Genomic DNA, 11,444 nt, shown 5'->3' on the forward strand with positions numbered 1-11,444 from the left:
CTTGATATTCAAAAAATCATTGAAGATTCAGGACACACTATTCTATGGTTACCGCCTTATAGTCCTGACTTAAACCCTATTGAGCAAACTTGGGCTTGGGTTAAGAAAAAGCGTCAAGATTGGGGAATAGATTGTATCGATACGTTATTCTTCTATTTTCTTTGGCTGTGTGACTGTTTTTAAGGGCTATGACTATATTGTTTCAATATCCCGCAGTAGCTTAGCAAGCTCTTTGGGCTTGGTAATGGCAGGACGATGACCGTAGCTCGATTTAGCCAATTGGCTTTTGATTAATGCCGCAGGATTACTACTACAAAAGCCGCGAGCACCAGCATAGACAAATACATCGCTGGCAATGCCAGCACAACGCTCAGCCTTATCCGTAGGCTTGCCAGCTTTATTCAATGAGTTGGCCTGAATATCTAATAGCACTTCGAGCATTCTAGGTGAGCTGATCTCACTGATCGGTTCATCACCTATGTATGAGCATATAAGCTCCAAGCGACCTTTCTTACGAATAAGGGTGTTATTCTTCTGAGTCTTATCTAGACTGTCAAAATACTTCCAAGCAAAGTGATCAAAAGAATTTTTAGTTTTACTAATAACACTTTTCTTTATTTCTTCACGATGAACTTTAGGGTCAATACCTTTGCTTAATAGGTCTTCATATTCACGCCAAACTTCACAGGCACGAGCATACGAGATACTTGGATATATACCGATGGAAATAATACTTTGCTTAGGATTTGAAGGCGGGTAGTAGCGATACATCCATGACTTAGTCTCAGTAGGACGTACCATTAAGAATAGTTTGGGGTGGTTTTTGACAGGAACGAAGTACTTCTTATCTTCAGGCTTATGGCTGCTGATACTTCGGTCTGAACTGATCGCTTTTCTTTCCATACCCTAGATCTCCATGAGTAGACTCAAAACTCGGTATACTTGACAGTATACTCAAAGTGCATGGATTAGGATAGATTCATAGGACAGTATAATACGCCAGATACAGCAAAGCCCCTGATATCAGGGGCTTTGGCTACTCTATAAGATAGTATAGAACTATGTAATGGTACCCGGAGCCGGACTTGAACCGGCACGCTATTGCTAGCGAGGGATTTTAAATCCCTTGTGTCTACCAATTTCACCACCCGGGCAAAACTTTTTTAACTAAGTCGCTTAGTGTTGCTAGCAACTCATTTAGTGCGCGTATATTACCATAAAATTAATATTCGTCAACACTTTTTTTCTTTAACTTATTAAAAAGATTAATAAGAAATTTGGAGGCTGAGGTCGGAATCGAACCGGCGTCCACGGATTTGCAATCCGCTGCATAACCACTCTGCCACCCAGCCATTTGAGGTGACCTATAATACCAAAAAAAAATAAAAATACAAGGGTCGCTTGAGAGTATTTTGAAAATATTCGCATTTTCCGATATTTTTTGGTGGTTGATAAGGAAATCATTCCTAAAAAAAGCATATTTAGTACGTTTCGAGACGTTACCAAATATGCTTCCATATCGATTTAAAAATAGGTCATTATCGCTAATGAATTGTTATACGATACTTTTATTCTCAGCTTTCGCTTTTTTGATATCGCGATAAGTTGCCGTACAGATGAGTATCAATACGGCTAAGGTGATTGCCGGCCAAATTAAAATATATAAGCCATAAGCAAATGCACTCATAATATACTCCTTATTGTTTGATCCATTTATTTATTATTAATGATGATAAGGCTTAACCACTATCTAAGCACAACAGTGGACGTATTTAAAGCTGCGCTTAGTTAGCGTTAAGCACCTTATTAGGCTTTTGGTTGTGCTTGAGCACTGTTTTGAGCTTTGCCTTGCGGTTTATCATAACTACCGACCCGCTCTTTGATTAGCTCAAAATCGAAGCGTTCATTGCTCATTAAGCTTAACGCCACACAAACGATAGTACTGACACCGTAAGCAGTTAATGACGATAGTAGTACTTCATAATCACGTAAGAAGCCAGTTGCGTAGATTAGCATTAGTACTAAGGTGATCAAGGCTGCGATAAAGCCTAGCTTACGGCCGAAGAATCCAAATACCATCAAGCCAATCACCACGGCAGCACCGACACTAGCAAAGATTTCAAACATTAGAGCGATACCCCCTTCGATCGGTAACAGCTCAAAACGGGCAATACAGAAGAAAAGTAGCGCAACAATTACCGCAGCGGTGAAAGCTAGGTTAGTGACACGGTCCCAGAACACACTGGCGATAACTGGGAATACCACAGCACCCCATAGAGCGCCAACAAAGACCAGCATCACTAAAATATCAAGCTTTAAGCTTGCGAAGATTAGACCAAGTGCCGTAGCAATAATCATGGTGGCACGGCCAACGATCAACATTTTTTTTGGGTTTGGGTTGTCTTTGGCGATATTTTTACCATATACATCCGCCATCATAATGGTGGATAGGGCGGATAAGTCTGAGTCTGCCGTTGAGGACAGGGAGCCAATTACTAAGATAAAGAATAAGGCAATAAACACTGGGTGTAGGTAGGTGCTTACCATCTGCGGGATAATATTATTCATATCTCCGTCAAGGGGTTGGATACCTACAGTTAATGCCATTAAACCAATCATACCAAGGCCAATCACGATACCAGCATAACCTACGGTAGCGGTAATGAAGGTAGCTTTGATTTTGGTCTTATCAATGGCGAATAGACGCTGGGTAATGGTTTGGTTACCAATAGCATAGGCGAGGACCGCTACGAAGTAGGGTGCCCCTTGTTGTAAAAAGGCTTCTGATGAGAAGAAGTTTTGCTGTTGTGCGGTCAAGTTTGGCAAACCATCAACCATAGCTTGGGGCCCACCCATAGCGAATAATACGGCAGGAATAATGACCACACCGATGGCCATTAGCGCCACCAATTGCGCAAAGTCAGTAAATACTGAAGCGCGGAAACCTGAAGTTAAGGTGTAACTTAAGACGCCAACGGCTGCAATAATCACCCCCGTTTGGAAAGATAGGGGTGAAAGGACTGAAACCAGAGCACCAGCGGCGGTGAAGTTGACCATCAAGCTAATTAAACTACCCATGAGGTTTGAGACCGCTAAGATTAATTGGCTTGAGGATCCATGTCGTGCGTTAATTAACTCACCCAAAGTGTGACCGTTTGGCGCCAGTTGGCGAAAGCGCATGCCAAAAGGATAAATAAATAAAATCATCAATGCGCCCCAGAATCCATAGTGGATAGGGCCTGATAGGCCATATTTATAGCCGGATGTCGCTGCTGCATAAAACGAGGCAGCCCAAATCCAGGTGGCGGTCATACTAGCAGCACCCATACCAAAGCCAACTCCGTGTCCGGCGACCATAAAACCTGAGGTGCTTTCTTTGTCCTTCTTAATAAGTAATGAGAGTAAGTAGGTACCCCCATAAAAAACGAGCATCATAATAATGATTGCCCAAGCGGAAAACTGAAATAGTTCTTGAGTTTGCAAACCATTCTCCTTAAAAAAATTAGGGGAAAGGATGACAGTCTTATTATTCCACACTAACTATCTGAACCATCCTTAGTGGTTTTGTTCTCATATAAACTTGTAGAGCATATGAATCACTCACAACCAATTTCAAATCTTGCTTATTTCTTGTTCTAAAGGGCGAGCAAATCCGCTTGTCAAAGGAGGCTTTGACAAAATTTAAACGGCAAAAAGCATCGTACAAAAATACGCCGCTAGGCCGATTAACATGCTTTCTCTAAAACATTTGATGAGCTGACGTTAAAGCTTGTCGTTTTAATAACTTATCGTCTTAACCGTCAGCAAATGCTAATTTAACTTTTGTTTTGATTGTGGTTGGTCGTGACATTGCTCAGTGAGCGAGTGAACAAAACCAAATGTCAAAAGATAAAAATATTGGATACGTATCGAACCTGTTGTAGGTCTCATAGTTTATTCATCTATCTAAAATAAACTGACACCGAGCAACGCACTGAGCCAAAAGGGGCCAGTGTGTTCGTACCTTTTTGACAACATCGTCGTTGATCTGACCTAGCATTTGATTTCTGAATCAAGCTTGTCATCTTAACGAGATGTATAACTGTTAGAGTTAATACTGAGGTGTTGCGTTAAGCCCTCTATAACTCTAACAAATTGCTGTAAAGCTACTTTTTAAAGCCTTATTAAAAACCTTTGTTCAAAAAATAGACAGCAATAATTGCGAAACACAGGGTAACGTAAATACTGACAAATTTCAAATATTCCCAAAAGAAGGCATAGCAACTACAACGGTTAATAAAGTTTTATGGGTAAACCATAAGCTAAGTTATAAATTGGGGAGATGCCCATAAAATAGGGAATAAGTGTTAGAAAAGTCATGGCATACAACAAAGTGGGTCGGAATATTTAGTCGCCATAGGTTACAATATCGCTAATAAACACATCCCTAAGCGAAATCGCTTGAAAACTAGCAATCCCTCACAATGAGAAAAGATGGAGCCAGATATGACTGAAGCCACTGCAACACGCCTTGATGGCAGAGCACTAGCAAAAGAAATTGAAACCGATTTAAGCCAGCGCGTTGCCGCCCTTATTGAAAAAACAGGCCGTACGCCCATTTTAGCGACTATCTTAGTCGGTGATGATCCTGCTTCTGCTACTTATGTGCGCATGAAAGGCAATGCTTGTAAGCGCGTGGGTATGGAATCTATCAAAGTTGAGATGCCTGCCAGCACCACAACAGAAGAGCTGTTGGCAAAAATTGATGAGCTCAATAACAATCCAGATGTTCACGGTATTTTGTTACAGCATCCGGTACCAGAGCAAATTGATGAGCGTGCTTGCTTTGATACTATTGACTTGGCCAAAGATGTAGACGGTGTAACCTCTTTAGGCTTCGGTCGTATGAGCATGGGTGAGCCTGCTTATGGCTCATGTACGCCGCAAGGTATCATGTACTTGCTTGAGAAAAACGGTATTGAATTTGAAGGTAAGCATGCCGTAGTTGTGGGCCGTAGTGCCATTCTAGGTAAGCCAATGGCACAAATGCTATTAAACGCTAACTGCACAGTGACCACCTGTCACTCACGCACTCAAAACCTAGCTGAGCATGTTGGTCGCGCTGATATCATTGTGGGAGCAGTGGGTGTTCCTGAGCTGATCAAAAAAGACTGGATAAAGCCAGGGGCTGTCGTAGTCGATGCCGGTTTCCATCCTACTGATGATGGCGGAGTAGGCGATATCGAACTTAAAGGTATTGAGTCGATTGCAGCGGCTTATACCCCAGTACCAGGCGGGGTAGGTCCTATGACGATTAACACTTTGATTCGCCAGACGGTAGAAGCAGCTGAGAAAGCCGCTAAATAGTGGGCTAGAGAATAACCCCATTTAAGAATTGTCGTAAATTAATTTAAGGAGGCAGGTATGCAAATATCTGCCTCCAAAACCCAGACTATCTAAGTTAACGGAGCATTGCTAATGAGTTCACATCACCCCAATAATAGCTGGCAAGCAAAGGCACAGTCATTTGGGATGCTTATGATTGATATCAGTCATTATTTAGCATTGTTAGTGATAGGACTTGTGGTAGTTTGGGCAGGGGGTGCTGAGTTCATTAGCATTGTCCAAGCTGGCAAAGCGGAGCTTAAAGACATCCTTATGCTGTTTATTTATCTTGAGCTGTTGGCCATGATAGGGATTTATTTTAAAACCCATAGATTGCCAGTACAGTTTTTGATTTATATTGCCATTACTGCCTTGTCACGACACTTGGTAGTAGATGTACAGGCGGTTTCCGAAGATTTTCACTTATGGTTATTAATAACCACCACTTTTTCTATCTTTATACTCAGTATCGCTATTTTTATATTAACGTGGACAGCCAGTAAGTTTGGTCGTCCTGAAGATAATTTATTGCACAAGAACAGCTCTGAAAAAGATAGCCTTCAGGAACACAGTGCTCAGGAAAACTATATTAAAACTGACCCTAGCGAAAAGTAGTCGCAATTAATATCAAGCCATAATAGTAGGAAAGCAAGCACAAGAAATTAGAATGGTCTATAGCCAGCCTGACTTACGGAATTGACGATATAACACCACACAAGTGGTGAGAATCACCGCTAGCACCACAAAGTAAGCATACTCATAATGTAGCTCTGGCATAATATCAAAGTTCATGCCATATATCCCCGCTACGGCTGTCGGAACGGCTAAGATACCGGCCCAAGCAGCCAATTTGCGTACCACTTCGTTCTGCCCCATATTGACCATTGCCATATAAGTATCCATTGCCACACTGAGCATCTCGTTTAGGCCATTGACCGCGTCGATAGCGCGTAATAGATGGTCATTTACATCGCGAAAGTAAGGCTTAGCAATGCTGGGAAAGGTGGAAACCAGCTCATTTTTTTTGTGATTAATAAAGAAGTTACAAATGTCTTGTACCGGCATCATTACCGCGCGCATGTGTACCAGCTGTGACTTTAAAATATATAGGCTTTGCAGAATCTCTTTACTGAATTTATAAGAAAAAATATTACGCTCTTGCTCTTTTAAGTACTCACCTAGGCTGTCGATGATAGGCAAGTAGCTGTCGACCACGTAGTCTAATACCGCATGTAGTACGAAGACTGGGCCCATAGACATTTTTTCTGGGCGTCGGTGGCAGTAAGCTCGAACTGGGGCGTAAGAGTTGGAGGCGCCAGTGCGAATGGTAATAATATAATTATTGCCCATAAACATTGAAGTAGTGCCATAGTGAATATTGTTATGGGCCAAATAAGCAGTACGCACCACTACGAATAAAGAGTCGTTGCCATAGGACTCAATTTTAGCGCGTTGATTTTCGTTAAAAGCATCTTCTAAAGCCAGCTCGTGAATATCAAAAGCTTTTTGCACCGCCTCGATGGTCTCAATACTAGGGTCATATAGCCCAAGCCAGATAAACTCCCCTTTATTAGTTAGTGTTCTGCTCACCTCGTCTAAGTCTATTTTCTCAACAAACTCACCGGTTTTACGAGAGTAAACGCAGCAGTTAACAATCTCGTTAATCCCCGAGCGTTCAAAATCCTCTACACGCTCTGCGTCAGGATCATAGACCGGCATAGTAGGCGACATAAAGGATAGAGCTTGCTGCTCTTCTTTTATTCTTATATCGGACATAGGTAACCCTCATGACTTTGGTGAACGAAGAGATGGTAATGTGTTGAGGTAAACGGCTAGAGCATCGGCTGGTAGTATCCCAGTCTAAAAATGTCTGTATTATAAAGCGTATTTATTTAGAGTTTCCATATCAACTAGCTCCAGTAGACTTTCGTGACAGGCTTCGAGCTTAATCTTTGGAGCCATATCATGGTCTAGAGCATCCAGCCAACGTAGGGCGCAGATGCACCAGTAGTCGCCTGGCTTTAATCCTGGGAAGCCAAATTCGGGAACCGGCGTAATCAAGTCATTACCAGTCTTGGCAGAGAAGCTTAAAAATTCGCTGGTCATTTTGGCACAGACAGTATGTTGTCCAATGTCTTGCGGGCCGGTATGACAAAAGCCATTACGATAATAGCCAGTGATAGGATCAAAACAACAGCTCGCCAAAGCAGTGCCTAGTACATTTCTTTGGTTTAACTTAGGGTCAGGATGATGGCTAGACATAGTTAGGTATCTCTTTAAAATAAAATTTTATGATAAATATGCTCTATAACTCAGCTTGGCTTACAAAGTATTAGGTCGAACAACGCCTCAGCACATTGTGACAGTCTATATTTAATCTTTGAGTAAGCCTGAATGAGGAGGGGTAGGATAATATCTAAACCGTGGTTAATCGATAAATTTAAACCAAATAGTAACACATTCATGGTTAAGATAGGCGGCTTGCCCACTCAAATCAGCGGGCTGAAAATCTTTGTTTATCAATTAATTGTTGCTGTAGGGAACTAACTTAAGTCGGAAGCTAACTAACGGGTCCAGCTGATATTAATGAAACGAGTTTTGAGTTTTATCATGGGTTTCTCTAGGCGAAAGCGGTTGGCTATGCTAGACTTAAAGTCATAAATTAATTGGCTTATTGAATGTCGAATTTAGCCATGGCAGGGTAAAGTCGTGTTAAAATGATTTTAAAGACTTAAATCTTACTGTCAACGTACCGGCAATTAAGATGTCCTTAGCTTTATCAGGCAAGTTTTATAGCTTTTGTACGAAATCTAATTGATAGCATACAAAAGTGGGCTTAAATAATGAATTTAATGATTCACAGCAAAACGGTGTACGCCGTTTAGTGGTGTGCTCAGACAAAATGTACAGAGTGCCAGGGCCTCTATTATTCATAGTTTTGTTTGTACAAGCTTAATTGTTCAAAATTATATACTCTTAAAATATCGATTACTTACTAATACACTTTAACTAACGATTTGGTGATGGCGAACCGGCTTGAGTAATGAGTATCGCCTCCAAACAAGGATTACTTGTGTCTGATAGTTCTATAACCTCCAGTAAAAATAAAAGCCAGCCTTCAGATAAACTAGCCCCAGTAGCAGATGTAGATAACATCTGGTTATTACCGGATGGGGTGAGTGACTTACTTTCTGAAGAGGCCCAAAAACAAGAGTGGCTACGTTATAGGTTAACCCGGCTACTAGTAAGCCGGGGTTATGAGCTTATTTGTCCGCCAATGATTGAGTTTACGGAATCATTATTAGGCAATGCTTCAGAAGACCTAAAACGTCAAACTTTCAAAATCATTGATCAGTTGTCTGGTCGTCTTATGGGGGTACGTGCTGATATTACCCCACAAATCCTACGTATCGATGCTCACCTAAATAAAATGGGCAAAGCCGATAAAATTGCCCGTTATTGTTATGCCGGTCACGTTATCCGTACCTTACCTGATGGTCTGTTTGGTTCACGGACCCCTCTGCAATTGGGTGCTGAGATATTTGGCAGTGATAGTTTAGATGCCGATATTGAATTGATTGATGTGCTTTATTGCCTAATCGACAACCTAGATCTAAAAAAACATTTACACATAGATATTGGTCATGTGGCTATTTTTGCCCGCCTAAAAGAGCTGGCAGGATTATCGGACAATGATGCTTCGGTATTGATGAATTTATATGCCAATAAGGCTTTACCCGAGTTAAAGAACGTCTGTGAATACTTGCCTATGGGCAGTGACTTTTATCATTTGGCCGTTTATGGTCATGATATGACTGCCTTAAAAGAAGCCTTATCAGATACGGCAACTCAAGACGCTGCTATTATTAAAGCGGTAGGTGAGGTTCAGACCATGGCCCGTCATATCAAAGAGACTTATCAAAGCAATGTTAGTGTTGATATTACTGAATTAGGATATCACTACCACACAGGTATTGTCTTTAATGCCTACTTTGAAAATGAGTCACAAGCTGTGGTGCGTGGCGGCCGCTTTAATGGGGAGAGCTTTGACTCAGCAAGTAATGCTCCAACTACTATTGCCCAAGAATTGCCTTCACGTAGTGCGACCGGATTTAGTTTAGAGGTTACCCGACTTCAGCGTTTTATCACTCTAAATGAGTCGAAGCTGGTATTGGTAAGCTTTGCCGATATGCAGGGCGTGCGTAATGATGACAATGCCAAGCTTGAAGAAGATTTAGGGAATAAGATTTCAGAGTTACGTGATTTGGGTCATCGAGTTGTGCGTCCTTTAAGTGCTGATGATATCCCCAATAACGTGACACACAAATTAATTTTAGAAGATGGTGAGTGGGTCTTAAGAGCAGTTTAAACTTCGTTTTATACGAGGGTATACGCTGATTTTAAGACTCAAAATAACTGCGCCACAATGACGCAATTTAATTTTTACAGTTCAATAAGAGTGGTTAAGGATTTGTTATGGGAAAAAATGTTGTAGTACTAGGTAGCCAATGGGGCGATGAAGGTAAAGGCAAGATTGTTGACTTGCTAACCGAAAAAGCTTCTGCTGTAGCCCGCTTCCAAGGCGGTCATAATGCGGGTCACACGTTGGTAGTAGACGGCAAAAAAACAGTTCTACACTTAATTCCATCAGGTATCTTACGTGATGACGTGACTTGTTTCATCGGTAACGGTGTGGTGTTATCACCAGAAGCGCTGTTAAAAGAGATGAAAGAGCTTGAGAGCAATAATGTGCCAGTTCGTGAGCGTTTAAGAATCTCACCAAACTGTCCCTTAATTCTTCCTTACCACATCGCTTTAGACCAAGCCCGTGAAGCAAAACGTGGCACAGGTAAAATTGGTACCACCGGTCGTGGTATCGGTCCAGCTTATGAAGATAAAGTGGCACGTCGTGCTATCAAACTTGCTGACCTATTCCGCGATGACTTAGAAGAAAAGCTACGCAACTTAATTGAATACCATAACTTCCAGTTAACTCAGTACTACAAAGTTGAAGCCATTGATTTTGACGAAACTTATGCTTTATGCCAACAGTGGCGTGATGAGCTAAAAGACTTAGTATGTGATGTAACTGAAGAGCTAAACCAATTGCGCCTTGCGGGCAAAAACTTAATGTTTGAAGGCGCTCAAGGTACTTTACTAGATATCGACCATGGTACTTATCCTTTCGTTACCAGCTCAAGCGTAACGGCTGGTGGTGTCTCAACAGGTACTGGTATTGGCCCATTATACCTAGACTATGTATTAGGTATCACTAAAGCGTACACAACACGTGTGGGTAGCGGTCCATTCCCAACTGAATTATTTGACGATGTGGGTGCTCACCTAGCGAAAGTAGGTCATGAATTTGGGGCAACTACCGGTCGTGCGCGTCGCTGTGGTTGGTTTGATGCTGAAGCACTTCGCCGTGCGGTGGTATTAAACTCACTGTCAGGTATCTGCTTAACCAAGCTTGACGTACTAGATGGTCTAGACGAAATCCGTATTGGTGTTGGTTATGACATTCCTGAATCTGAGGTTGCGGCGGCCCATGACGGTGAGTTCTACGAAACCGTAACGCCTAAGTATGAAACCTTACCAGGTTGGAAAGGTTCAACGGTTGGTATCACCAAATACGAAGATTTACCAGAAGAAGCCAAAGCTTATATCAAGCGTATCGAGCAATTAATCGACTGCCCAGTAGATATTATTTCTACAGGCCCTGATCGTGACGAGACTATCGTATTACGTGATCCGTATGATGCGTAATTAGTCGAATTTTATTCGCTAAACAAAATAGATAGACTGTAAAGAGCCCTATGTTATGAAAATAACGTAACCTGAGTTCGGGATAAGAGCTTGCCTAAATCATTGAAACAGCTTAGTTTTTTGCAGCTTGCCCATAAGCCGACACGTTTTTGAGTGTCGGCTTAAAGGGAAACCAACAGTAAGCAATGAGTCCTGCTAAAAGATTAGCAGCGAAACCTGTGAAGCTTCGATGCCTTGAGTGTTCAATCTGACACAAGTTTTTAAGCTCATCAAAAACAGTTTCAATTAAAGAGCGTCCGTTAAGTAACGCCTCA

11 protein-coding genes and 2 tRNA genes are annotated in these 11,444 nt (G+C 41.7%); 5 read left to right on the forward strand and 8 right to left on the reverse strand.

The window, feature by feature from the left end:
- Positions 1–183: transposase (locus tag A1019T_RS13895; protein WP_279626159.1), on the forward strand; the 183-nt coding region annotated here is incomplete at its 5' end.
- Between the two features lie 9 nt (positions 184–192).
- Here A1019T_RS13895 and A1019T_RS10310 read toward each other — a convergent pair.
- The 5 genes from A1019T_RS10310 to A1019T_RS10325 form a co-directional block, all read right to left on the reverse strand.
- A complete protein-coding gene (locus A1019T_RS10310; RefSeq protein WP_244156630.1) occupies positions 193–903 on the reverse strand; it encodes a tyrosine-type recombinase/integrase in 711 nt (236 codons plus the stop codon).
- Between the two features lie 164 nt (positions 904–1,067).
- Positions 1,068–1,154, reverse strand: a tRNA-Leu gene (locus tag A1019T_RS10315).
- Between the two features lie 124 nt (positions 1,155–1,278).
- Positions 1,279–1,352: transfer RNA gene (locus A1019T_RS10320), tRNA-Cys, on the reverse strand.
- A gap of 203 nt (positions 1,353–1,555) precedes the next feature.
- Positions 1,556–1,687, reverse strand: a complete 132-nt coding sequence (locus tag A1019T_RS13735) for a putative transporter small subunit (protein WP_244156631.1) — start codon at positions 1,685–1,687, stop codon at positions 1,556–1,558.
- A gap of 119 nt (positions 1,688–1,806) precedes the next feature.
- Positions 1,807–3,435 carry a sodium:solute symporter family protein gene (locus tag A1019T_RS10325; RefSeq protein ID WP_077451567.1) on the reverse strand — a complete coding sequence of 543 codons (1,629 nt, stop codon included), beginning with the start codon at positions 3,433–3,435 and terminating at the stop codon, positions 1,807–1,809.
- 1,050 nt (positions 3,436–4,485) lie between these two features.
- Here A1019T_RS10325 and folD point away from each other — a divergent pair.
- Positions 4,486–5,346, forward strand: a complete 861-nt coding sequence (gene folD, locus A1019T_RS10330) for a bifunctional methylenetetrahydrofolate dehydrogenase/methenyltetrahydrofolate cyclohydrolase FolD (protein WP_077451568.1) — start codon at positions 4,486–4,488, stop codon at positions 5,344–5,346.
- Between the two features lie 111 nt (positions 5,347–5,457).
- Entirely contained in the window at positions 5,458–5,979 is a 522-nt protein-coding gene (locus A1019T_RS10335) for a phosphate-starvation-inducible protein PsiE (RefSeq protein ID WP_077451562.1), read from the forward strand.
- A 57-nt stretch (positions 5,980–6,036) separates the two neighbouring features.
- Here the strand turns inward: A1019T_RS10335 and corA are convergent, their stop codons facing one another.
- Together corA and A1019T_RS10345 are read right to left on the reverse strand one after the other, a co-directional pair.
- Positions 6,037–7,140 (reverse strand): magnesium/cobalt transporter CorA, encoded by a 1,104-nt coding sequence (gene corA / locus A1019T_RS10340; RefSeq protein WP_077451563.1) that lies wholly within the window; start codon positions 7,138–7,140, stop codon positions 6,037–6,039.
- A gap of 99 nt (positions 7,141–7,239) precedes the next feature.
- On the reverse strand, positions 7,240–7,626 hold the full coding sequence (locus A1019T_RS10345; protein ID WP_077451564.1) for a DUF2237 family protein: 387 nt from the start codon (positions 7,624–7,626) through the stop codon (positions 7,240–7,242).
- Positions 7,627–8,437: 811 nt separating this feature from the next.
- Between A1019T_RS10345 and A1019T_RS10350 the strand changes: the two genes are divergently transcribed.
- Positions 8,438–9,733 carry an ATP phosphoribosyltransferase regulatory subunit gene (locus A1019T_RS10350; protein ID WP_244156633.1) on the forward strand — a complete coding sequence of 432 codons (1,296 nt, stop codon included), beginning with the start codon at positions 8,438–8,440 and terminating at the stop codon, positions 9,731–9,733.
- A 107-nt stretch (positions 9,734–9,840) separates the two neighbouring features.
- Entirely contained in the window at positions 9,841–11,130 is a 1,290-nt protein-coding gene (locus tag A1019T_RS10355) for an adenylosuccinate synthase (RefSeq protein WP_077451566.1), read from the forward strand.
- A gap of 112 nt (positions 11,131–11,242) precedes the next feature.
- Here A1019T_RS10355 and A1019T_RS10360 read toward each other — a convergent pair.
- Positions 11,243–11,444: transposase (locus A1019T_RS10360; RefSeq protein WP_143514111.1), on the reverse strand; the 202-nt coding region annotated here is incomplete at its 5' end.

The organism is Psychrobacter piechaudii, assembly GCF_900162825.1.
GTDB classification, from domain to species: domain Bacteria; phylum Pseudomonadota; class Gammaproteobacteria; order Pseudomonadales; family Moraxellaceae; genus Psychrobacter; species Psychrobacter piechaudii.

Coding starts and splice junctions, on each gene's coding strand:
- A1019T_RS10310 (WP_244156630.1), bottom strand. CDS start 903: ATGGAAAGAAAAGCGATCAGTTCAGACCGAAGTATCAGCAGCCATAAG.
- A1019T_RS13735 (WP_244156631.1), bottom strand. CDS start 1,687: ATGAGTGCATTTGCTTATGGCTTATATATTTTAATTTGGCCGGCAATC.
- A1019T_RS10325 (WP_077451567.1), bottom strand. CDS start 3,435: ATGATGCTCGTTTTTTATGGGGGTACCTACTTACTCTCATTACTTATT.
- folD (WP_077451568.1), top strand. CDS start 4,486: ATGACTGAAGCCACTGCAACACGCCTTGATGGCAGAGCACTAGCAAAA.
- A1019T_RS10335 (WP_077451562.1), top strand. CDS start 5,458: ATGAGTTCACATCACCCCAATAATAGCTGGCAAGCAAAGGCACAGTCA.
- corA (WP_077451563.1), bottom strand. CDS start 7,140: ATGTCCGATATAAGAATAAAAGAAGAGCAGCAAGCTCTATCCTTTATG.
- A1019T_RS10345 (WP_077451564.1), bottom strand. CDS start 7,626: ATGTCTAGCCATCATCCTGACCCTAAGTTAAACCAAAGAAATGTACTA.
- A1019T_RS10355 (WP_077451566.1), top strand. CDS start 9,841: ATGGGAAAAAATGTTGTAGTACTAGGTAGCCAATGGGGCGATGAAGGT.